The organism is Psychrobacter sp. AntiMn-1, assembly GCF_001854065.1.
Classification (GTDB): Bacteria; Pseudomonadota; Gammaproteobacteria; order Pseudomonadales; family Moraxellaceae; genus Psychrobacter; species Psychrobacter pacificensis.
This window is the reverse complement of sequence record NZ_CP012969.1, coordinates 1,112,280-1,136,737: the sequence shown is the minus strand read 5'-3', so window position 1 is coordinate 1,136,737 and position 24,458 is coordinate 1,112,280. Positions and strand designations below refer to the sequence as shown.

The window sequence follows — 24,458 nt, the reverse complement described above, 5'->3', positions numbered from 1 at the left end:
GGGCTTGCAGCGTATTTTATATGCTCTTCTTTTCTTAGGTATGCCATTGTTAGGTGCAGAGTTGCGCGTTATTAACAGTGTTATTAGGAGTTATTACCATGACTGATTCATCTACCTTCATTACCGCATTAACTTCACAAAATTTACCCAATATAAATTGTCATATTAGAGTGAGCGATGAGCCATCAGGTATAGAAAAAAATGTGAAAACGGGCACGGTACATTTGGTTGGTGCAGGTTCTGGCGATCCTGAGCTACTCACGTTAAAAGCATTACGAGTAATGCAAAAAGCAGAGGTCGTGCTCTATGATAGTTTAGTTTCAGAGGATATCTTAGATATGTGTGCGCTGACGGCAGAGAAGATATTTGTCGGTAAGCGCCGTGCCAATCACGCACTACCACAAGAAGGTATCAATGAGCTACTGGTCAAACACGCGCTAGCAGGCAAAACGGTCGTTAGGCTCAAAGGTGGCGACCCCTTTATATTTGGACGCGGTGGAGAGGAGCTGCAAGAAGTGGTGCGTCATGGTATTCATTTTGAATCCATTCCTGGTATCACTGCTGCTAGTGCGGCCGCAAGTAGAGCAGGTATTCCCTTGACACACCGTGATCATGCGCAAGCCGTAAAATTTGTGACCGCTTGCAAAAAGTTGGGCGCACCTAATAATGACTACGATGAACTCTTAGACAGTACGCAAACGGTTGTCTTTTATATGGGGTTGAATCGACTAGATGAGATGACTCAAGGGCTAATTGCCGCAGGGCGCGACAGTAATACACCTTTTGCTGTGATTAGTCATGCCAGTTTGCCAACGCAGCAGCTTCTTATCGGTACACTTGGCAATATTGCCGAGCAGCAAGCTCAGGCAAAATTACCAACACCTGCGCTATTGATTATGGGCGATGTGGTTAATTTATATCATGAGTTTGCAAACTACAACCTTGGTGCGTTAGGCAAAAGTACCTTTATTGACGTTCAAAACGTTGTTAGCAGTCATGATTTAGTCAGTAATTTGGAGGTTGTCACGTAGGATAGAAGCATACTAGTGCCAAGCGATAATAGTGCTTAGCACTTTTATAGTATGTCAGCGCAAACACTTAAACAGGGTAATGACTACTACAAAATACTAAAACGCATGTAAAAAGTAGACGATGTAATAAAAAGAGTATGATGCAAGGTACGATGACTTTGGATACATTAAGAGTTAGTTCAGCAGACTGGTATAAGTGGTTCCATTATACCAGTCTGTTTTAAGCGGTCTGTTAATTAGTTATAAGGTCTGTTTGGGTGGTTCCAGTGGGGTATAACCCAATCGAACCTATTGAAATAGCTCATCTAGTTTTGCGACAGCATCATCATATTCTTTGCCTGGATCTAGAAATGCTGTTTTAAATGAATAGTAATCTGCCAAAAACTCCAATGAGCATCCGCCTAAAGATTTTGCTTTTTCCATAAGCTTCATTCTAGAATCAAAAGGTATATACCATGAGTCATCTTCTAATAAGCAATTAACTAACATATCGACATCGAAGCATTCTTCTACTGCTTTATCAAATTTACTGAAAACATCTCTCCATGCCCCCATATCTGCATCTACTTTTGCTTCAGACATTTTCCTAATTTGAGTACTAATGCTACAGATATTCACTTATACCTCTACTTAAGTTCCAGAAAATAAATATCCAAACATATCTAGAATATAGCTTAAAGCACCCTCAACATAAGCTACGATGGAGAGATTGCAAAAGCTAACTTAATAGTTTTCAATCAATGACCTCATAGGTATTAAGATTATATCTGAAACCTACTGTTCGATGCCTGTATAGCGCACCGATCCTGAATTAATATAAAATAATGCGACTTTTAGGAATGTTAGGAGTCATAAAGCTCAATTTCACTCGGTAATGTTTGTTCAAAAAAAATAACAACTAGATCAACTCCTTCTCCAGCTATATAAACCACAAAATCCCTATCTGGATATGTTTTTTGTAAGTGAAGCTCCCAGTTGTCCTTGATTAAATTGGCTAAGTTTTCTATGGTAGAGTCTGAAGTATTTTCAGAAGTATTCAAAAATATATCTGCAATACTACACATATTTATTTGTGCTTGAGCAATGTGTAAATCTTTGCCTTGTAATAGCCATGAATCAAAACGTTGACATATAGACTGTTTTTTATTTTCATTTTTACAACGTATTACACAGCCTTTATATATAATTGTTCTAGGTGCTAGTACTGTAATAAAGAGCTCTATATCTTCCGGATAGATCTCCCAGCTAATATAGTCGGAAATATCATCTTCTGAATATTTTTTATCATTGTTTTTCTCATTATTATCCCATTTTTCATACCGCCAGTTAATTATGCGATTCATAACCTTCTCCACTTAACTTTCTATCTTTTATCAAGATAAGATAAGCTCTATCCTGAAACCTCAAACGATATTGGAAATTGATTTATAGTGCTTGTAACTGATATCAGGTAGTTAGAATGAGTACTCCATCGCTTAATCAGTACACTGTGAAGTACACTGCTGTTACTCCAACAACTCGAACAATCGCTACCACTAGCCTACAGCCTTATGTTCAAGTCCTCACTAGGGTACTGTATCCTTTTCACTCTATAAAATCCATAAAACGCCAAACCCAGTAATAAAAGAATGCTATAAATATAATAAAACCCGTATTCATATACGTATTCATACCCTTTATAGTGTCTAAAGTCCCCTGATAAGTGATTACCTCATTAATTTCAGCTTCGACATCTTCCACATTAAGACTTACCATCTGTCTAATTCCATTATGAAACCCTAGAAAATCTTTCTGTATATACCACCCTATCACGGCTTTTTTACCTTCAATAGGTTCTAAATATTTTTTGCCAAAACAAGAGGAGTCAGTGTCAAAAGCTGAATAGCTGCACCCATATACTTCTTTACGGTTAAGGTCATTGAGATCTAATAACATAAAAATGTGATTTCCCTCACCAACATTCAAACTACCTACAATACCTTCACTATAATTAAGCTCAGACTCTAAAGGGAAGTCTCTACCTTGCCAACTCAGTATTGCCCAAGCTATTAGCGATATCCAAGTTAATAGCAGAATGACTATTTGAACTTTTCTAGTTAATGTTAATACTTTGAATTGCTTCAGTCGTCTTGTTAAGTGTCTCACTCAGTATCAAGCCCTTTTACCAAATCTGCCATTAAATCCTTATCCGTTTGTCTGCTCAAAAAATCCAACAGATTATCGGCTGTATATTCCCTTAAACCGTCTAATGAATCCTTCTCTAAAGCATCTACAAGAACAGCACCCAGTAGTATTTTTTGCTGTGTTAGCTTCTTATCTAATTTCTGTTTTTCTTCTAAATCACCACTATCCAGCAAGCTCATATTTTCCCTTAAACTAGCAAATCTATTTATTCCGATAACCAAGCTCATTTTAAAAGATTTTAATGTAAGAAACTTAACTCAAAATAGATAGCTTTTCATCTGTAATGAGCATCATATGAATAAAAAACCGTAGTAGCGGTGAGTATTGCCATTTGTTCATCTGCTCTCTATGGTCTTGACTAGCAATACCGATATGGAGAGCATTTTTCGACTCATTAGATTGCTGCTTAATGTCTTGATAGTCAGTAGATGACATAGTTTCCATCAACAAATCTTCGTTGCTGCTCATCAGCCAATGTTTCAAAGGCAGCAGTTTCTTACCAATGTCAATGAAACGCTGCAACTCTTTCTCATCTCTTTTTCCAAATGGTAGGTATGCTCGGCTACTAGAGAGTTTTTCACGACATATCTCAATAAACCAAGTCCAATCAGTCTCTGATTTTTCTCGTAGACGATAGGCATTACTTAACAAAAACGATAGCAACCTTAAATCACTTTGGTATTGAATGTTCAGTGGACTCAGTACGGAATTCTTTGAATCTGATAGCTTAACAAAGCGAGGTTTGCCGCGTTTGGTAGTGATAGCGGCAACCTCGCTCGCACGTTCTATTAGAACCTTTGCATCGTGAATAGAGATATTTGCTAACTGGGCTGCTTTACTTAAAGGCATCTCTTTATCATAGGTCTGTAGTAGCAGTTGTACTCGGTTTAGACCATAACGACCAAACAGCTCATTAGTGACTGGCGTATTGGTACTCAAGAGGAGTTTCTTATCACAGTTTTCGACCGTAAACTTCGGTGACTTGCGTTTGCCTTCTATAATATTTTTAAATAAAAGTGTACGAATACTAGGTATACTGACGCTACTATTACTAACAGTTGCATTATTCTCCTTAAGCTTTTTGTTCGTAAAACCTGTTACGTTATACAGCGTACGTTCTGGCAATGTTATATCTGCTTTACTAAGCGCATAGGTCGCCATCAGCGTGGCAAAATGGTTGTAATACTCAAAGCTCCGCTCAGGCGATAAGTGCCCCATAATACCTGATAGAGCGTACCAGCGATCCTGGGCATCTGTATGCTCCCCGAGTAGGCCTTCTTTTATACGCAATACGTCGCTTTCGTCATAATCGGTGAGTGCTTCTACGAGATCTGAATGGCCTACTAGCGCTAAAGATAGGTTGCTCACTGCCGTATGCCTAAACCCATGAAAAGTATGCTCTGCTACATTATCATCTACCGATATGTCTTTTAAGACTCGTTTGAGTAACTGCAACGGAACATGGTCATCAATAGGGCGCTGATCCGATGATAAGGTAAAGATAAATTTGTTTGAACTGTCGCCAATATTACTCTGCACAAAATTAATAAAAAAATTCAGCTCATTAGGTTTGAGGAGAGCAAATAAGGGAACGCGGCGAATACTACTTTGAGTCTTAGTTGGACGGTAGCTATTGGGCCTTATCACCACTGATGGTACAGCTGTTTTTAAGCCTTCGATGTCATTATACTTAAGACCCAACAGCTCTTTTTTGCGCATCCCAGTACGATAGACTAAGATAAATAAAAGCGCGAACATCTCCCGCTCCAATATATCTACAGAACCCAGTATCTGCGTAATAATGGCTTGGTACGCTTGCGGTGATATCAGCTCCGCACGTACACGCCGACCATTTTTGGACTGCTGGAAGTTCACGGAGGGTAGGTTGTATTTGCTCTTAGCAAAGTTGTGCATACTCTTTAATAAATTGGCAGAGTATCCAATGTCAGTATTGTTTCGTACGACAGCTTTGTATTCTAAGATGTCTTCATAGAGCTCTTCAAACTCTTCCTCTGACCAAATATCAAGCGGCTGAGCCGTTGTGAAATATAACCATTCATAGCCTATGGTTCTAATATATTTCAAAATAGACTCATTGCTAAGCGATTTTGATTCTTTTCGATTGAGTAAATTCAACACCCAATCTAATAAAATTTTTTCACTTAAGTCATCGTATTGCTTATAACGTTTTTGTACTCTTTCAATAAGAGTAGGCGGCTTTTTGCTGGTTTTTTTCTTTTTCTGTTTTTCATCCGTTTTGAAGTCTTTAGTCAGATTCATAATTAAATCAGACTTTCTAACCTCTATCTTTTTGGTAGAACTACTACTAGATGTCTCGTTTTGATTAACAGAGCTTTTGCTGATAGACAGCGTCAAAATATGTTCTAGATTATACGGCTCCTCTTTATACTGATATTTTTGGTTCAAGAACCGACCAAAGTCTTGCGTACTTAATCCTGCAGTATTATGCATACCTCGCAGCACCCCAACTGAAGCATGGTCGATACTAGCGTCATCGAAATCCTCCCAGTAATAACTGGCGTAATATAAAAACCTTGAAAAGGGAAGTGGTTTAATACCTAAAGGCTTGATCACGTCAGACAAAGCCACGGTCAAGTATCGCTTTATCTTATCTTCTGACAGCTTGGCAATGATATGTGTGGTTTCTGCTTGACTGCTGTTTTTATGATAACGCATCAGCCAACACTGACTGACCACATCTACAATGATTTGCTTGGTGTTATAAAGCTTGTCACTACCTTCTTCGCGCTCGTTACCAAAGTGCTTTTGTACAAAACGCGGCGAGACCATTATCCTTTCTTTGATGAATGGCTGATATTCTTTGGTGAGCAATGAGATAAGCCACCCTTGAAGCATTTGTACCTCGTTGATGCCGCCATACACAATTCCTGAGAATATCAGCCAGCCTATAATCTGCTCTTGGCTGTAATTGGTGTTCTGCTCCCAATGATGCTCTACTGCGCGAATAATTTTGACCAGCGCCTTACCGTCTTTTAACCAAGCTGTATTTGTAATTAGTGGATTGATTTTAGTAGGCTGTGGCGCGATTATCTTAGGATAGTGATGCTCAGCAAGCATATAGTGCTTATTTTGATAGTCAATGAACTTGACGATGATTTGCCAAACATGTTTGAGTGTTCTAGATGACTCGTAAGCTTTTGCTATTTTATTTTCAATGATTGACTGAAACTCATCAAATCCCTCTTGGGACAATGGCTCCAATTGCCTGTAAAGCTCTATCTGAAACTGGCTTAAAGATTGACTCCAAGATAGCCATGACAAATCAAAATAATCGCTAGAGCTTGGCGAAAATGAAAAGATGCGCTCATTGGGCCAAAGCGCTTGTTGGTAGTATTTATTAAAAGACTGTATGAATCCGATACTTCCAGGATGAACCCTTTTCAACGACTCCCATTCGGTTTGTAAGTCGGCGAGTAGCTTTATCTCACGTGTCCTTGCCGTGTCACTGTCTTTGAGTATAGATGGGTAAGGCACGTAGCGCTTTTTTCTACCATCAAACTTTGCTAAGTCATCAATAATTTTTGGCAGCTTTATTTCATTTATTAGCATGATCAACCTCTGCAGTGCTTGTGCCGACATGATTTGAATTAGGATAATGATTGATTGTGATATCTGATAACCCAAGCTGTGCTGCGATCTGTTCAAACACGGACGCTACACGCTTAATATCTGCTTTACTACTTGATGAGAAACGTCCCAATACTTCTTGACGAGCTTTTTCATGACCAATAACTGTGTTAATCAGCGATAAGGAAACGCCAAGATTTTCAAGCTGCGTACGAACAAAGTGGCGTGTCCAATAGGGGTTGGCGTCAATGATGTGTTTGGTCATATGATAAGCATCGCCACGCTTAATGTCTTTAAGAGTAGGGGAGTTAGCACTAGGAGCTCGTTCATACAACAGCTTTAATAGTGTTTCATCATTACCCAAACGGATATTGTCAATGATAGCGCTGATGTCATGATAACCTTGATGCTTTGCCTGATAATTAATCAAATACGCTCTATAGTCTGTTAGATGGCGTATCAGTGTCGGGCATAGCGGAATGAGACGATCACTTTTGACCTTCTTAACAGGCTTGTCATTGATGAGCAGCCAACCCATATCAAGATCAATATCGTACATTCTGCCAAGACCGTTGTTTGGTCGCACGCCGGTTAAAAGGCAAAAGACAAACCATACAAAAATACTGGTTCTGTTAAAGTGCTCCTCATCGTTTGAACTTTGATCGGTCCAGTACTTCATCTCATTTATGATGTCGCAAACTGTTTCAATCTTCAACGCAAACCCTGACCCCACCGTATATTTATGCCAGGCGGAGATATAAGTCAGGTCAAAATTACTATTGCTATTAAATATGTTCAGTGCTGATTTATAGTGAGCCATAAGTGCTTCGCTAGTGTGGCTACTATAGTACATCGCAGGAGCATGGGACGCAGGCGTGCGACAGATGATATCGGCGATATGCGCATGGCAATTAGGTGTATAACGAGAGAGCACGACATGTAGTGCGGTCTCTATACGATTGACGGACAGGTACGGCAATCCAAGGCTGCTACGCAAGGCGGCAAGATAAGCCGTAAAATCTTCTTTTGACGGCAACTCGCAAGCAAGTAAATCATCTATAAGCCATGATGGTAGTGGAACTTTGATGGTATCAGAAGTATTTTCATAATCCTTTTCGGGCAATGTTTGGCTTGTCGATCTTTTAGTAATACCTAAACTGTGTTCAATGTAGTATTTTTTACCTTTGATTTTGAAAATATTAGGATGACCGATATAGCCGGGTATTAGTAAGGATTTAACTGGCAACCCAGTAATCATAGATAACAATAAAATACCAGCACAGGTTTTATCAGTCTCTGTTTCTGGTAAGGTGCTTGCATCTTGGTTGAGCGCAGCAAATAACGCTTGGTAGCCGGCAAGGGAGAGTAAGCGCGTGTTAGAGTTAAGCGCGAGATTGCGCTGAGACATATAGTTTTGCTGTAGCGATAAATCTATAGTTTGGAGCGGTATAGAGTATTTGATTAACGGGTTTGGATATTCGCCATAGCTGACATAGGGTGCCTCATGGTGATCAATACGCTCTTCAAAGCTAGTAGTTAGATCTTCATAGGTTTCTGTATTAGGGTCTAAAAATGCAAGATCTATGGCGATAGCACTGTGTTCTATATCGTCACGTGTGCTACCCCATGCATCATTGCTGGACGTAGTATTCCAGTTATGCCTAGTTGCAGTGGTGTCTACAGGATATTTTGATGTGTTATCTGCTAGGTTGATAGCTTTAACTTTAATGTTCTTAGGTAGCTTTTTACGCTTAGGTTTTGGCTTCTGTGGCACGTGCGCGTGTTGATAGGCAGTCGTTATTTTCTCTATTTGGCTCAGTTTATCTTTTGCCACTTTCTTTTCTTCGGCATGAGTAGCTTGCTTATCATTTAACAATTCATATGCACTTTTTTGCTGCTCTAATAGATCAGTGAAAATGGTGAGTATGCTTTCCAAACTCATGGTCATTTGAGGTAAATCAGGTAGTTCACGCCAAATCCATGTTCGTCTAGAAGATCTTGAAAACTGCGCCTGTTTAAATTGCATCAGTATATTTTTGGTGTGTTGTTTTGTACTATGCTGCATCAGTATCACACTGGTGTGCATTGCTATGGCTAGCCAAATTAACCGTTTCTGTAGGTAGTCATGCTGATGTTCATTGATAGAATGTTGCATGAGAATAAGCAATTGCATGATGAGTGGTTTTTTTGCTAATTCTGATCTACTAATAGTCATAGAAAGCCGAGGAACTGGCCTTCTTTGTAATACCTGTAATATTAATCTTAGTAGATTTTGGGGATTATCATCTGGCTGGCTATAGCTATTGTGTACTGCTAAAGTGATCTCAGATATGGCAGTCGATACTGCTTCTGGATATATAAAATTCTGGTCATTATCAATTTTTTTAATGATTTCTGTTAATGCTGGCGTATCAAGCCATTCTAGCTCTTCATGAGCATTCTCAGTCATAAAACACCCTCAGAAGGTCGCTTGTAATAGGTTTGCTCACTTATATTTATAAGCCGACAAAATGTAGTAATAGCAAAAATATTTTTGCCAAATAATTTTTGGTTTATCTCTTGATCCAAGATCTCGTTTAGCTGCGTGTAAATGAGCTTGATATCTATTTCTTTATTGTATTTTGCGATGAGATCAATAAGCTCGTAAAAACTGATGTCGAAATTAAACTGATCTTTTGGGATATATCTCACAGACACTTTTTGTCCGAGTACATTAAAATCAACATCAGGACTTTTGATCAAGTGAAAAAGCTCAAAATTATTGACTAAAAACCATCTTTTGTCTTCTTTGATAAATAATGTGGTTTTAGTCCAAGCAGCGCTATGCTTAAGTTTAAAGGCTTCACTAATGAAGGGTCTGATATGACAGGTATAAAGATTATATAGTTCAAGAACGCCTTCAAATATGAGCACAGGAGTTGTCTGCAGCTTGGCAACTGTTAATGATTTTGATGGATTCATAAACACTCCACTAAGATAATGATCTAATGTGGTCGATATGCTTCATTTATTGACCTCTACTCTTATCTTACTATTACTTGCTATCAATTAGATCCCACCTCGTCAACTAGACGACAATACGTGACGCATCATTTTACTTTTAGAGTTACTTATAGAAGAGCAATGATAATTTGCTCTGAAGCGCTTTAGAAATGAGCTAGAGTTAGCAAGCACGTGGATAGGGTAGACAGAGTGGAATTCTAGGACAACGGCTTACGGATCTTAGATAGAGATTTACCAGTGTGCTGCTTAAATATTAGGATCAAGAGCTTATATGACATGGATGCAGATTGATATCTGATCTTAGGACATAAAAAGAATTTTTTATTATTTCTCACCTCTTAAACCGCCTAACACTACTCACCACCACCCCAAACAGCTCAAGCGAGCCTTTCACCACGATATCTGCATAGTTCTCATTGTGAGCTCGTAAGATAATATGCTCACCGAGTATCAGCTGCTTGGCGGTAAAGCCGTCATCGACTAGTGCAATCACGATATCTTTATTCCTAGCGCTTAATGAGCGATCTACAATCAAGATATCATTGGGGTAGATACCCATATCGATCATGCTATCGCCTTCGACTTCTACCAAGTAGGTTGTCGTTGGACTGTGAATAAGCAGTGTGTTTAGATCAATGCGGTTTTGCACATAGTCCGTCGCTGGGCTTGGAAAGCCTGCTTTGACTCTATCGCTATAAAGCGAGAGCAATACCGTCTCACCTTCATCGGTGAGCCTTCCTATTATCTTAACCGTCATTGAGTCCACCTCTGGTTTAATCTACTTTGGGTATTTGGTTAATATTCGTGGTATAGCAAGGCGATAGCATATCCCGGCTCATTTGCCATGACTGCTTGTCTTTGATGCCTTCGCTTGCGATAAACACAGCAGACTGCTGATTACTGTTTTGACCATATCTTTTATTAAGCTGATCCATAACGGCAATAACCTCTGCGCTCTTTGAGGTACTTTGTTGGTTGGTTTGATTGTCGCTACTATCGTCTGCAAACAAGTCAGGCTGTACCTCATCATGCGGGCAGATATCAAAGAGCATAACGCCTGCTTTAGCGTAGCGAACATCTTTTTTAAATATTTGCGTCAGTATTTGCCGAGCAGCGGCTACCATCACTCTAGTATCAGCGGTTGGGGTTATAAACTGACATTGTCCGGATATAGAGGTATAACTCTCTGTTTGACTAAACGAGCTATTCTTAGCAAAGACGCTTAAGTAATGACAAACACTGTCTTGTTTGCGCAGCTTGCTTGCCGCTTTTGCCGCATGACTACAGACCGCTTGGCTCAGCTCATCAGGGCAAGTAATACGAGAGGAGAAAGAACGAGAAGAGATGATCTGCTTCTTAGCCTCTACCGCCTCAATACCAAGACAGCTTTGACCATTAAGCTCTAAGCAGGTGCGCTCGAGTACCACCCCGAAGTGCTGCCTTATTTTCGCAGGCTCACAGACGGCGAGCTGATAGACCGTATGAATACCCATCTTATTGAGTCTGACCTTGTAACGACGACCCACGCCCCATACCTCACCGACATCGGTGATCTGCATGATACGTCTGATCCATCGAAGATTATCTAGCACGCAGACGCCTTTAGTAGCGGGGTGCTTTTTAGCAGCATAATTGGCAAGCTTTGCCATGGTCTTAGTACTGCCCATACCCACACATACTGGAATGCCGGTGTACTGCTCAACGATGCTTTTGAGCTTACGCCCATAGCTATCAAGATCAGTCATCGCAGTAGGATAATCGGCTAAGTATAAAAAGGCTTCATCTATAGAATAGACTTCAACGGTAGGACACAGTTTCTCGAGGGTGCTCATGACTCTGTGAGACATATCAGCATATAAAGTGTAGTTTGAACTAAAGACGGTAACGTCGTTCTTCTCGCAGAACTCTTTAACCTGAAAGTACGGCACACCCATCTTGATACCGAGCTGTTTTGCCTCACTGGAGCGAGCGACCACGCAGCCATCATTGTTAGACAGTACGACCACTGCCTTACCTCTTAGATCAGGGCGAAAGAGCTTCTCACAGTTGGCATAGAAGCTATTGCAATCAACAAGCGCATACATGGCTGTCTCAGTAGATGGATGGCATAAAGAAAGGCATATCCAATCACGAGTATTTACGTGATTAGAGATGCCTTTGATTGTAGAGACAGCGTGCTTGAAAATTCAAGAGCGAATAAAGGGTAGACGACGATGGTTGTCGTGAGGGTTTAAGGAGACATAGTAGTTTCAATCCACGCACCCGTGATGGGTGCGACGTCGATCACATCCTACCGCATCGCGGCAACCAGGTTTCAATCCACGCACCCGTGATGGGTGCGAAACGCAAAGATGATTAATAAAGGCTTGGCGTTAGTTTCAATCCACGCACCCGTAATGGGTGCGAACAGCTCACCAGTACGGGTCGCGGCGAATATGGCGTTTCAATCCACGCACCCGTGATGGGTGCGAAATTCTTAGATTCATTACCGTTCGTCATTATGATGTTTCAATCCACGCACCCGTGATGGGTGCGAAGATGTTTCCTGCGATAGCGACTGCATGGCTGTGTTTCAATCCACGCACCCGTGATGGGTGCGAATAGGTAGTGAATTAGATTCACCATCTAATGGTGTTTCAATCCACGCACCCGTGATGGGTGCGAATACGTACAACCGTGCAACACGCAGCAATGCAGGGTTTCAATCCACGCACCCGTGATGGGTGCGAACATCCGCTTACCTTTCACAAAATGCGGATTAGTGTTTCAATCCACGCACCCGTGATGGGTGCGAAAGTTTTGGTAGTCCAGACTATCGCTATACTGAGTTTCAATCCACGCACCCGTGATGGGTGCGAACATCCGCTTACCTTTCACAAAATGCGGATTAGTGTTTCAATCCACGCACCCGTGATGGGTGCGAACAGCGTTTGATTATGATGTGCTAATGGGTAAGTATGTTTCAATCCACGCACCCGTGATGGGTGCGAAGGATGCTATTTCGTTTCAGTGCAGCAGAAGCAGTGTTTCAATCCACGCACCCGTGATGGGTGCGAAGGGTGGTAACTTAGAGTGTGACCACAAGGTTAATGTTTCAATCCACGCACCCGTGATGGGTGCGAAGCAGGTCGAGAATAGCCAGCGAGGTGCTGATATGTTTCAATCCACGCACCCGTGATGGGTGCGAACTAGGCGATAGAGCTTGGGATCGATTGCAAGAGTTTGTTTCAATCCACGCACCCGTGATGGGTGCGAAAAAATATCAATGACATTTTTTAGACGATGACCTGTTTCAATCCACGCACCCGTGATGGGTGCGAAATCGTGACCATTTCGGCTTTGGTTATCGCTAACTCAGTTTCAATCCACGCACCCGTGATGGGTGCGAAGCTTAACGCCTTCAATGCCAAAAAGACGGCATCGTTTCAATCCACGCACCCGTGATGGGTGCGAAATTTGCAACAAGTGACTTGATAGAGATTTATAACGTTTCAATCCACGCACCCGTGATGGGTGCGAATTTGGTCAATGATGATTATCAAGTATGTATGTTGTTTCAATCCACGCACCCGTGATGGGTGCGAAGTTATATCAACTATAAAAACGATGACGGTACTATTGTTTCAATCCACGCACCCGTGATGGGTGCGAATTTAACTGACATCCAATTACAACAAGTTATTGTTGTTTCAATCCACGCACCCGTGATGGGTGCGAATATATCGTAATCAGTGAATGGTACTGTACAAGCTGTTTCAATCCACGCACCCGTGATGGGTGCGAAAAAGCTTCTTGAAAAAACCATCAGTATCGTTTTTAGCTGTTTCAATCCACGCACCCGTGATGGGTGCGAAGCCATTGGGCTTGTTTTCAGCGCGTTTGTGAGGTTTCAATCCACGCACCCGTGATGGGTGCGAAATACTTAAACCTAAATCAAAAAGGTACATTATGTTTCAATCCACGCACCCGTGATGGGTGCGAACTATAGTTTTTAGATGCTCTGCTACCTTAGTGGTTTCAATCCACGCACCCGTGATGGGTGCGAAAATGATGGTCACTAATAAGACAATAGCAACATAGAGTTTCAATCCACGCACCCGTGATGGGTGCGAACGTTGCAGCTTGCAGCAGACCAAGCCAAGCAATTAGTTTCAATCCACGCACCCGTGATGGGTGCGAATAAACAGCGTAACAAATACACTAACAAAGCCTTGTTTCAATCCACGCACCCGTGATGGGTGCGAATGACTTCTTCCGCTTAACTCAGATGGCACAAAAGTTTCAATCCACGCACCCGTGATGGGTGCGAATAGGCGCACCATCTATAGATAGTCAAGCAATTAGCGTTTCAATCCACGCACCCGTGATGGGTGCGAACCCTGATCAGCGCGCTTGGTACGTCGCAATCAAGTTTCAATCCACGCACCCGTGATGGGTGCGAACCCTGATCAGCGCGCTTGGTACGTCGCAATCAAGTTTCAATCCACGCACCCGTGATGGGTGCGAAAAGCATTGATATTGTTGCGTTACTCATATCTGAGGTTTCAATCCACGCACCCGTGATGGGTGCGAAAAATTAGCTGACTATTTAGGGCAATCATTGAATGTTTCAATCCACGCACCCGTGATGGGTGCGAACCTAAAGCCCCTGCTAAGTGAGTGGCTTCATAGTTTCAATCCACGCACCCGTGATGGGTGCGAACATCCGCTTACCTTTCACAAAATGCGGATTAGTGTTTCAATCCACGCACCCGTGATGGGTGCGAAAGTTTTGGTAGTCCAGACTATCGCTATACTGAGTTTCAATCCACGCACCCGTGATGGGTGCGAACATCCGCTTACCTTTCACAAAATGCGGATTAGTGTTTCAATCCACGCACCCGTGATGGGTGCGAAACCTTTCCAGTAGTCGGGCATTTCTACTTCTGGTTTCAATCCACGCACCCGTGATGGGTGCGAAGTCAATCTTTGGTTTTGATAGGTTGTCTATCCTAGTTTCAATCCACGCACCCGTGATGGGTGCGAAAATGATTATGAACGCACAGACGCATGGTGGGAGTTTCAATCCACGCACCCGTGATGGGTGCGAAAACATTATTATTTATCGTTTCCAGTTCTACATCAGTTTCAATCCACGCACCCGTGATGGGTGCGAACAGCGTTTGATTATGATGTGCTAATGGGTAAGTATGTTTCAATCCACGCACCCGTGATGGGTGCGAAGGATGCTATTTCGTTTCAGTGCAGCAGAAGCAGTGTTTCAATCCACGCACCCGTGATGGGTGCGAAGGGTGGTAACTTAGAGTGTGACCACAAGGTTAATGTTTCAATCCACGCACCCGTGATGGGTGCGAAGCAGGTCGAGAATAGCCAGCGAGGTGCTGATATGTTTCAATCCACGCACCCGTGATGGGTGCGAACTAGGCGATAGAGCTTGGGATCGATTGCAAGAGTTTGTTTCAATCCACGCACCCGTGATGGGTGCGAAAAAATATCAATGACATTTTTTAGACGATGACCTGTTTCAATCCACGCACCCGTGATGGGTGCGAAATCGTGACCATTTCGGCTTTGGTTATCGCTAACTCAGTTTCAATCCACGCACCCGTGATGGGTGCGAAGCTTAACGCCTTCAATGCCAAAAAGACGGCATCGTTTCAATCCACGCACCCGTGATGGGTGCGAAATTTGCAACAAGTGACTTGATAGAGATTTATAACGTTTCAATCCACGCACCCGTGATGGGTGCGAATTTGGTCAATGATGATTATCAAGTATGTATGTTGTTTCAATCCACGCACCCGTGATGGGTGCGAAGTTATATCAACTATAAAAACGATGACGGTACTATTGTTTCAATCCACGCACCCGTGATGGGTGCGAATTTAACTGACATCCAATTACAACAAGTTATTGTTGTTTCAATCCACGCACCCGTGATGGGTGCGAATATATCGTAATCAGTGAATGGTACTGTACAAGCTGTTTCAATCCACGCACCCGTGATGGGTGCGAAAAAGCTTCTTGAAAAAACCATCAGTATCGTTTTTAGCTGTTTCAATCCACGCACCCGTGATGGGTGCGAAGCCATTGGGCTTGTTTTCAGCGCGTTTGTGAGGTTTCAATCCACGCACCCGTGATGGGTGCGAAATACTTAAACCTAAATCAAAAAGGTACATTATGTTTCAATCCACGCACCCGTGATGGGTGCGAACTATAGTTTTTAGATGCTCTGCTACCTTAGTGGTTTCAATCCACGCACCCGTGATGGGTGCGAAAATGATGGTCACTAATAAGACAATAGCAACATAGAGTTTCAATCCACGCACCCGTGATGGGTGCGAACGTTGCAGCTTGCAGCAGACCAAGCCAAGCAATTAGTTTCAATCCACGCACCCGTGATGGGTGCGAATAAACAGCGTAACAAATACACTAACAAAGCCTTGTTTCAATCCACGCACCCGTGATGGGTGCGAATGACTTCTTCCGCTTAACTCAGATGGCACAAAAGTTTCAATCCACGCACCCGTGATGGGTGCGAATAGGCGCACCATCTATAGATAGTCAAGCAATTAGCGTTTCAATCCACGCACCCGTGATGGGTGCGAACCCTGATCAGCGCGCTTGGTACGTCGCAATCAAGTTTCAATCCACGCACCCGTGATGGGTGCGAACCCTGATCAGCGCGCTTGGTACGTCGCAATCAAGTTTCAATCCACGCACCCGTGATGGGTGCGAAAAGCATTGATATTGTTGCGTTACTCATATCTGAGGTTTCAATCCACGCACCCGTGATGGGTGCGAAAAATTAGCTGACTATTTAGGGCAATCATTGAATGTTTCAATCCACGCACCCGTGATGGGTGCGAACCTAAAGCCCCTGCTAAGTGAGTGGCTTCATAGTTTCAATCCACGCACCCGTGATGGGTGCGAATAAAAAGTGTTAAGTCATCCCCTTGCATATTGGGTTTCAATCCACGCACCCGTGATGGGTGCGAACATCATAGCGCATTGGTAGTCATCATTCACTAGGTTTCAATCCACGCACCCGTGATGGGTGCGAATCCATTATGATATGTATCAAAATATTCATTATGTTTCAATCCACGCACCCGTGATGGGTGCGAAGAAGCGGATTGGGCGCGGCATCTTAATCATCAAGTTTCAATCCACGCACCCGTGATGGGTGCGAACTATTTGAAAAGGTGGATGCTGATGCGCAAGGCGTTTCAATCCACGCACCCGTGATGGGTGCGAAGTTGAAGTCTGTGTAATTTACTTTGATGTTTTTGTTTCAATCCACGCACCCGTGATGGGTGCGAAGAGCAACTACTCAATAGAGAGACTGAGGAATATGTTTCAATCCACGCACCCGTGATGGGTGCGAAAAAAATCAAGGGTTAACAAAAAGACAAGCTCTAGTTTCAATCCACGCACCCGTGATGGGTGCGAAAAGCTATCAGCGACTTTGTGGAGGCTTTTAGCAAAGTTTCAATCCACGCACCCGTGATGGGTGCGAATATGCAAATCTTGCCGTAGTTTTCACCGAAATTGTTTCAATCCACGCACCCGTGATGGGTGCGAAACCTAGTTTTTTGCCTTTCTCATAGAAGCGAGCGTTTCAATCCACGCACCCGTGATGGGTGCGAAAATAGGTCATCGGTTTCTAATTGGTCTAATACGTGTTTCAATCCACGCACCCGTGATGGGTGCGAATTTTATCATTTCCAATATTTCTTCTGGACTCATGTTTCAATCCACGCACCCGTGATGGGTGCGAAACGTTACCTTTACCTCGGTAAGTGGCGCGAGCATTGTTTCAATCCACGCACCCGTGATGGGTGCGAACTTGATGGAGCGGCTTACATGGCATTGGCAGGAGTTTCAATCCACGCACCCGTGATGGGTGCGAAAGCCCCTAGTTTAAGTCGCTAATAAGGTTAAGGAAAAACCTTGGAATATGCGAACGTCTAAACCATGAGCGAATTTGGCAAACATCTTGCTTACCAAGTTTTTAATGTGAGAAAATAAAGATAGTGAAATCAAGTTGTTAAATAGCATTGCGATCCCTTTGCGAGTCTCCTAGAGATTTCATGTACGCTATAGGTTCGCATCGACCTTATGACAGTCAAATAGTAGGTTTAAAAGTGATTATTTATAATGATAGCGGCTAAAACAGCAATACATCGTTTAAGTCTAGCACAGGTTTTGCTCCTACGTGTTCTACTTTACTTTGCCAGTTTTTACCAAGATAGTAATAGCGTAAACTATCAACGCTATGATCGATAATATCTTCAAGCTTGGCTCTAAGCATTGTCCACTCAGCTGGATTGACCTCAATTTCAAATACTGAGTATTGTACCCGTTGCCCATAGTTCAAACAATGCTTGGCAATGTGGCGTAGACGTTTGGCACTCGATGTACCTTCTGAACTGATATCATAAGTGACCAATACCATCATAATAGCCTTCCTTGTTTATTTGTTCTTAATTGAGCGACTTATTTCCACAAAAAAGGAATATAAGCATCAATATCGCCCCTAATATGACGCGCCATAATTGTCGCCTGCAAATGCGGTAGTAAACCAAAGGGTACGGTTTCCTCAAACCATTCATGATAAATGGTTTGCTGCTTACGGTCATGCCATGCCTTAAAAAAGGTTTGCCTAGCCTCATCCTTAAGCCAAACTGCGCCATTCGCTTCAGTCTTAAAGTCTGATTTACCCAGCTGCTTTTTATTAATAAGTGATAATACAAAGCGATCGACGATAGGACGAAACTCTTCAACTAAATCTAATGCAAGTGAAGGGCGCCCAGGGCGTAGTTGATGGAATACCCCGCAAGACGGATCAAGTCCTACGGTCTCAAGTGCACTACGGCAGTCATGAGTCATTAAGGTATAAGTAAAAGAAAGTAGGGCGTTGACGGCGTCGGTCGGCGGATTGCGAGTGCGTTTAGCAAAGCTAAAATCAGGGTTGCGAATAAATTGTGGAAACACACTAAAGTAAACGCTCGCCATCTCACCCTCACGACCTAACAGGTCAGGCAAGTTTTGCGTAGTCAATATTTTATTGAGACCGCGCTCTAAGCGCTGCTGCGCTGAGTCCAAGCTTTTAATTGTAGACTCATCTAGCTGGCTTTTATAATCGCGCAGATAGCGGCGAATGACTTGGCGTTGATTATGGACTTTACCTAAGATAATACTATGACAGATTGGCTGTACGCGCTTAGGGTCGTCACTGATGCGATATTGCTCACGGCGAAGGAGTACATTGCCACTGACCGCACCTTCGATACGCGCTTGGAACTTACCATATTGATTCAGATGAGTGATGGTAATGGCGTTTTCGGTACAGTGCGCCATCAGTGCAGGTGATATCGACACTTGCCCAAAGCAGACAATCGCATCGAGCTTATGAATAGGGACGCGACCTTTGACCTCATAGTCGATATTCATAACGACGTTTTCGCCCTGTTTATTGAGCCATGCGCCTTGGGTTTGCACGAATAAGGTATTTTTTAATGAGCGCATAGGGTTTCCTAATCATTATTTTCTAGCGTTCAGCTGTGTATTTTTGAATATAGCTCTTTATTGTGCTAGGTTAAATGGACTACTTCTCAACTATTATCAAGGAATAAAACATGAGTTACTCCAATAACGAAGCTGATATGCAAAATCCTAACAAAGGGTCTGACGGTACTAACAAAGCCTATGACCAGAATCAAGGTAATAAAGGCAAGCAGTTAAATCCACAACAGCCGAAGAATGATGCGCAGCCGCAACAAAAGGATTAATAGCTTCACTGCTTTATGCAAATACATTAATAAATTAGTGATCCGTTTCTTCTAAACTGGTCACTATTTTTTTGTTTAACCAAGCCTTGGCATTTTTATTAAAAACCTTAGGATGGCAGATGTCTTTGAGTGAACAATTTCGGCATTTACTGGTACTATAACTTGGCTTTGGCGTCTGCTTAGATTCAATAATATGCCGACACTCGTTAATCGCATCTAAGGTAATTTGCCGCAGCTCCTCATCAAAACCTACCGTATGACGGCGACGGGTTTTACCATAAAACAGCGCGCCCTCACTGACGGTGCAATCATGCATATCTTCTAAGCATAGTGCTTGCGCGCACAATTGCACTTCATCCGCACGATGTGATTTGGGCTTACCGCGTTTGTATTCGATAGGAAACGGAATTTGTGCGCCTGTATCATCGGTGTGATATTCGACCACATCAGCAACCCCCTCTAATCCAAGTGCGCGATGGCCAAGCGGTAGCGTGCGCACGGTCTTTATATTGCCACGCGTATCGTGTCCGCCACTGTTGACCTTTTCGTGCATGACTTGCCCTTCGGCAGTAAAGACATTCTCCGCCCACGCGCACTCAAGCTCAATCAGCGCAAACTGACGCGGACAGAATAAGTAATGCTGCAAGCGGGATAGGTAGAGGGTTTGCATTTGTGTCCGCCTTTTTAATTAAAAAGGTGAGCAAGCGCTTATCGTTTACGCCTGCTCAATATCTATGACGATACGAAAAGTTAAAGGTTAAAACCCTTCAATAATATTAGGCTCTAATTCTGCTAAAGCTGACTTTAACGCGTCTTCATCAAATGCGCCGTGATTATCAAGCAATTCCTTTAAACTGCGATGCACCTTAGCAGATGAGTGTTGCCCTGATTTGCTGCTATGTTCCCACCAAATGACCTTTTTGACCTGCATGCTGCCTTCAGGACGAGCAGAGGAAGCGTCACCTTCGAACAGCTTAGGGAGTATCTCTTTGATCTTGTCGGCATCAGCATCACTAAAACCTGTACGTTCCGCCAGTTGCGGCGTAATCGCACCATAAGTCACATAGATGCCTTTATCCACGCGGTGCTTCATACCCATCGTATCGCTGCCTTTTTTCGTACCATCGCCTTCACCACTGACGCTTTTGGTGATTTGGGTACTGGTGATATCAACAGGCTGTAAGCTAAAGGCAGATTGAATACTGACAGGACCACGGATAGGGATAGAGACACCATCAGCATTTTTAGCATCTGCTTTAAAGGCAAACACTTGACCAAAGGCACGTACATCGAACCATTTTTCACAAGCTTTTTGCGCTGTTTCATCACGTTTGGCTTCAATGTTTTCTTTTTTGTTGGCTTCAAAGGCATTTTTACCTAAACCAACGTCTTCGTCATAAGCACGATTTTTTAAGCTGGTCATGCCATCCGTTTTTTTCTCATCCGACTGTACAAAAATAGTTTCACCCGCCTCTTGTAGTCGATCGCGGATTTTGCGTTTTAGACACACATCAGTAATCTCGCCATTCCCTGCAAAGTCAGTACGAGGACGGTTACCGTTTAGGGGGTCGCCGTTTGGATTGGCATTATTCACTTCAATAATGATGGCAAAATCAATTTTATGGTTTAAAGTATTTTCGTTGGCGCTCATGAGGTTTCCTCTTATTTGTCATTAAAAAAATAGGGTGTTGTTGGACACTGATTGGGTTATGCAGCATCGCTATCATTTTCTACTTCGGCTTTCGCGTACTCTTTGTCTAATTTAAATTGCATTTTTTGGCTGTGATATCCTAATAAAAATTCTCCCGATAATGCTGAATCATCGGTAAAACGGTCGCTGGTAAATGCACTCATAATTTCATCAATCAGCTGCTGTTTTTTAGCCAAGTAGCCGCCACGATTGGATTTTAGGCGGTTTTCATAAGGCTTTAGTGCCAGCTCAATGTTGCGCCATGTGGTAAAAGGTCGATTGGCGAACTGTTGCATATAGCGCTGGGCGGTGGTGTTGCGCTTTTCTCCAGCGACATATAGCGCGAGGCTTTCGATGTCTTCAGCAACTGCCAATAAACGTCCGTATAGATAGTCTCGGCTGGTAAGCTCAGGTTGTAGTGCCACGGTATAGCTCCTTTTTTTATCGTCTGATTGTCTTAAATAATAGCCACGGTATAAGGCGCACGCTGTACTTAGCGCCTGCTCCCACTCCCAGTGCTCAAGGGCCAGTGGGTTACAAGCGCGTTTGATGCACAGCTCGACCAGCTGTCTAGGAAAGCGGCGTGCTTCTCCTTCAACGATACAGGGCAATACTTGAGCGACCACTTGTTTCTTTAACGCATCGGACAGGCGTGCGCCATAGGCAACCTGTGCAATCTGCTTTGGGGTAGGCGATTGAATACCCAGTCGTTGTTGGTTGCTGTCATCATCTCTATAAGTGTGATACCACGCAAACTGCGTATACCACGCTTGTAAGGCGTCTATATATTCACTGGGCATACTTTCATGGTAGTACGTCACCGCCATACGTCCAGGAGTGGCGGCCTCTAAGCTAATAATAGAGATTTGCTGATGCTCGGGCAGTTGTTGGCGGTAGCCTTGTAAGGTATTGCGTAAATGTGTGGCAAAGCGATAACCCAAGTCGTTACGGTGCTGAAACGTAGGTTCTGTGTCTGATGCTTCGTCATCGTCATATTCTTCAAAGTCATTACCGTCGTTGTCAGATGTCTTAGATGCGTCTAGTACGTCCAGCGGTGCGGCGACGCTGGTTGGTTGCGGCACTTCGATACCTGATATTGACCATGCAACGATGGCTTGTCCCGCTTCTTCACGTCCTTGTCGCGACAGCAGCCATGATAGCGCGGCGTGCGCCTTTTCGGTGACCACGGCGCTAATACCTGCTGCCTGCATACCTGTTGTATCGGTAAAGCGACCACGAAATGTGTAGCCTGTCGCATCATTAGCAGAGATGAGTTTGGCATTGGTTGAGCTGCGTAAGATGCGGTTGGGGTGCTTGCTGGCGAGTGGACTGGTGTTGCCAGTGATGTAACAAAAGCCATCGGTACTGTCTAAAGTGGCGTAAAACTGCTGCCATGCGGCAAACAAGTTGTCATCACGCCATGTCTCGGTGACGTGCTGAGTAGGGGTGTCTAAGCTACTGGCAATGACATTCCACACAATAAATGCTGCGCCCTGATCAAAGACGCCTTTGTTTTTATTGAGCGCCGCTAAAATGCTATCGGGATAATCGCTGGCTTGTTCAGGGTAGGCAAGCTTGCTTTTGTTATCAGGGTCAACAATCAAAACATGAGCGTCGATTAAATCTTTGACCAGCGTGCCTTTTTTGACGTAAGTTAAGACGGACTGTGCTTTGGGGTGTGAATGTTCTGAGCTGCACCATGTAGATAATATGTCTTCATATAATGGATACAAATCTTTTTTATTCTGACTGTAATCAAAAAAATCTTTAGCGACATATTGCAACTTATCGGATAGTGGATGTGCTACTGCGCCTGATGTACGATTGGCAGAATCATTGGTCGCAGGAATGGCAAGGTATTTTGATTTGACTTTGCCATTGTCATCGCGGCACACCTCAGCACGGACAAAGTCACCTTTGTCATTAATCGTGATGACAATTTGCACGTTTTGATTGACATGATAATAAGGCATCAGCTTCTGGTCTTGCGCTTGTAGGTCGGCGTTTTGACTGGCGGCTTCATAGGTTTGGTAAAGTCGTTGTAACCAGCTCATAACGAGGCCTCCGTCTGACTTACTGACTGCATGTTATTATCAAGGGCAAAGTCTTTGGCGCTCATATTGCGGACAAAGCGGTTTGGCATCCCGTTTTGGGCATCTAGCGTTAAGTTGTCAGTAGGCTTTGGAAAATCAATAACGCCAAAGTGCATAACGGCTTGCCAAAATCGACTGTGCAGTGCGTCCAAGCCAGTCTCGTCAGGGTAGGCAAAACTATGAAACATCAAGCCATAACCCAGTTCATCAACGTCATCATAAGCACCTTTACCGCTACCAAATTCGCAAGGCTCAACATAGCCTTGGCACTCGCGTGTACCTAAAAAGATGTCTTGGCGTCCGCCTTTATTCAGCATGCGCTGGGCAATACTGTAATGTTTACCATCAATGCGGTCAGCGGCTAACTCGGGGCGGTGCATGTTCCATTCAAAGTGCGCTTGCACTTGATAGGCGACATCATGCAAATAGGTGTAATACGCCAAGTCGTTACCGCTTTCATTAAACTTAATCGGCTTGACACCTTTGGTTTGTGTGCGGATAGGATTGATGACGCGCACTCTGTCGATATACCAGATGATGGAGGGTTTCCAGTAAATAGATTTACAAACCCCTTTTAAAGCCTCATAAGTCGGCAAATGATAGCTGGTTTTTTCGCCACCAATACGAGTGATGGGGTCGGTAAACAGGGCATGACGCCCTGTAAGTAAAAATTCAATTTGGTTTTCTTTCATAGCATGTCAGTTCCTTTTATTGAGTAATGCAAGTCTCAAAAAGAAACTTGCATCAATAATATGTCTAATACGTCAGACTATTATCTAACCAGTCGATAATATCCTTTGAACCAAAACCAGAATAAGGTTTTTTCAGTGTAATTATCCAAATGGTGTCATTAGCATCTATTAAATTTTCAAATTGTGAGTAAACTTGGCTTGGAGTTAAGGAAGTGGTGATTGCGTAACTTGACTCGGAAAGTCTAGCCCAACCTCCAAAGCTTTTGATTTTTTCCAGAACTTTGGCATGTTTTTGTCCGGGCGAATTTAAATCGTAAGTAACTAATAGAGCTGCCATAAATCTTTTCCTTCTATGATGAGTG

Annotated in this window: 18 protein-coding genes and 1 CRISPR repeat array; of the genes, 2 read left to right on the top strand and 16 right to left on the bottom strand. The window is 43.0% G+C overall.

From position 1 onward, the window contains the following. Positions 1–98: 98 nt before the first annotated feature. Positions 99–1,031 carry a uroporphyrinogen-III C-methyltransferase gene (gene cobA, locus AOT82_RS04665; RefSeq protein ID WP_071002017.1) on the top strand — a complete coding sequence of 311 codons (933 nt, stop codon included), beginning with the start codon at positions 99–101 and terminating at the stop codon, positions 1,029–1,031. Positions 1,032–1,319: 288 nt separating this feature from the next. On the opposite strand, the gene AOT82_RS04660 is transcribed toward cobA, so the two are convergent. The 11 genes from AOT82_RS04660 to cas1c all read right to left on the bottom strand — a co-directional run bounded on the left by AOT82_RS04660 (position 1,320) and on the right by cas1c (position 19,358). Then, complete coding sequence (locus AOT82_RS04660) at positions 1,320–1,613, bottom strand: hypothetical protein (RefSeq protein ID WP_020443287.1); 294 nt, start codon at positions 1,611–1,613, stop codon at positions 1,320–1,322. 260 nt (positions 1,614–1,873) lie between these two features. Further along, positions 1,874–2,374 (bottom strand): hypothetical protein, encoded by a 501-nt coding sequence (locus AOT82_RS04655; protein WP_071002016.1) that lies wholly within the window; start codon positions 2,372–2,374, stop codon positions 1,874–1,876. A gap of 241 nt (positions 2,375–2,615) precedes the next feature. Further along, entirely contained in the window at positions 2,616–3,176 is a 561-nt protein-coding gene (locus AOT82_RS04650) for a hypothetical protein (protein WP_071002015.1), read from the bottom strand. After that, entirely contained in the window at positions 3,173–3,394 is a 222-nt protein-coding gene (locus AOT82_RS04645) for a hypothetical protein (protein WP_071002014.1), read from the bottom strand. Before AOT82_RS04645 ends, AOT82_RS04650 begins: the two co-directional genes overlap by 4 nt. 73 nt (positions 3,395–3,467) lie before the next feature. Continuing rightward, positions 3,468–6,806 carry a tyrosine-type recombinase/integrase gene (locus AOT82_RS04640; protein WP_071002013.1) on the bottom strand — a complete coding sequence of 1,113 codons (3,339 nt, stop codon included), beginning with the start codon at positions 6,804–6,806 and terminating at the stop codon, positions 3,468–3,470. Next, on the bottom strand, positions 6,793–9,273 hold the full coding sequence (locus tag AOT82_RS04635) for a hypothetical protein (protein WP_071002012.1): 2,481 nt from the start codon (positions 9,271–9,273) through the stop codon (positions 6,793–6,795). The genes AOT82_RS04640 and AOT82_RS04635 overlap by 14 nt, the downstream gene beginning before the upstream one ends. Next, positions 9,270–9,785: a hypothetical protein gene (locus AOT82_RS04630; protein ID WP_071002011.1), complete on the bottom strand. Its 516-nt coding sequence runs from the start codon at positions 9,783–9,785 to the stop codon at positions 9,270–9,272. The genes AOT82_RS04635 and AOT82_RS04630 overlap by 4 nt, the downstream gene beginning before the upstream one ends. A 373-nt stretch (positions 9,786–10,158) precedes the next feature. Beyond that, positions 10,159–10,584: a LexA family protein gene (locus AOT82_RS04625; RefSeq protein WP_025645154.1), complete on the bottom strand. Its 426-nt coding sequence runs from the start codon at positions 10,582–10,584 to the stop codon at positions 10,159–10,161. A gap of 16 nt (positions 10,585–10,600) precedes the next feature. Next, complete coding sequence (locus AOT82_RS04620; RefSeq protein WP_071002010.1) at positions 10,601–11,911, bottom strand: Y-family DNA polymerase; 1,311 nt, start codon at positions 11,909–11,911, stop codon at positions 10,601–10,603. Between the two features lie 162 nt (positions 11,912–12,073). Further along, positions 12,074–17,740: a CRISPR direct-repeat array (repeat unit 32 nt; unit sequence GTTTCAATCCACGCACCCGTGATGGGTGCGAA). A gap of 257 nt (positions 17,741–17,997) precedes the next feature. Next, on the bottom strand, positions 17,998–18,288 hold the full coding sequence (cas2, locus tag AOT82_RS04615; protein ID WP_071002009.1) for a CRISPR-associated endonuclease Cas2: 291 nt from the start codon (positions 18,286–18,288) through the stop codon (positions 17,998–18,000). Positions 18,289–18,326: 38 nt separating this feature from the next. Next, complete coding sequence (cas1c, locus tag AOT82_RS04610; RefSeq protein ID WP_071002008.1) at positions 18,327–19,358, bottom strand: type I-C CRISPR-associated endonuclease Cas1c; 1,032 nt, start codon at positions 19,356–19,358, stop codon at positions 18,327–18,329. 110 nt (positions 19,359–19,468) lie between these two features. On the opposite strand from cas1c, the gene AOT82_RS13935 reads away from it, so the two are divergent. Beyond that, a complete protein-coding gene (locus tag AOT82_RS13935; protein WP_197496727.1) occupies positions 19,469–19,621 on the top strand; it encodes a hypothetical protein in 153 nt (50 codons plus the stop codon). Positions 19,622–19,655: 34 nt separating this feature from the next. On the opposite strand, the gene cas4 is transcribed toward AOT82_RS13935, so the two are convergent. From cas4 to AOT82_RS04585, 5 genes are all read right to left on the bottom strand, one after another. Continuing rightward, the gene (gene cas4, locus AOT82_RS04605) at positions 19,656–20,291 is read right to left on the bottom strand and encodes a CRISPR-associated protein Cas4 (protein WP_071002007.1); all 636 of its coding nucleotides are present in this window, start codon (positions 20,289–20,291) and stop codon (positions 19,656–19,658) included. 87 nt (positions 20,292–20,378) lie between these two features. Continuing rightward, a complete protein-coding gene (gene cas7c, locus AOT82_RS04600; protein WP_071002006.1) occupies positions 20,379–21,272 on the bottom strand; it encodes a type I-C CRISPR-associated protein Cas7/Csd2 in 894 nt (297 codons plus the stop codon). 56 nt (positions 21,273–21,328) lie between these two features. Further along, positions 21,329–23,365: a type I-C CRISPR-associated protein Cas8c/Csd1 gene (cas8c, locus tag AOT82_RS04595; RefSeq protein WP_071002005.1), complete on the bottom strand. Its 2,037-nt coding sequence runs from the start codon at positions 23,363–23,365 to the stop codon at positions 21,329–21,331. Next, positions 23,362–24,096 carry a type I-C CRISPR-associated protein Cas5c gene (gene cas5c, locus AOT82_RS04590; protein WP_071002004.1) on the bottom strand — a complete coding sequence of 245 codons (735 nt, stop codon included), beginning with the start codon at positions 24,094–24,096 and terminating at the stop codon, positions 23,362–23,364. Before cas5c ends, cas8c begins: the two co-directional genes overlap by 4 nt. Before the next feature lie 64 nt (positions 24,097–24,160). After that, complete coding sequence (locus AOT82_RS04585) at positions 24,161–24,433, bottom strand: hypothetical protein (RefSeq protein WP_071002003.1); 273 nt, start codon at positions 24,431–24,433, stop codon at positions 24,161–24,163. Between the last annotated feature and the right edge of the window lie 25 nt (positions 24,434–24,458).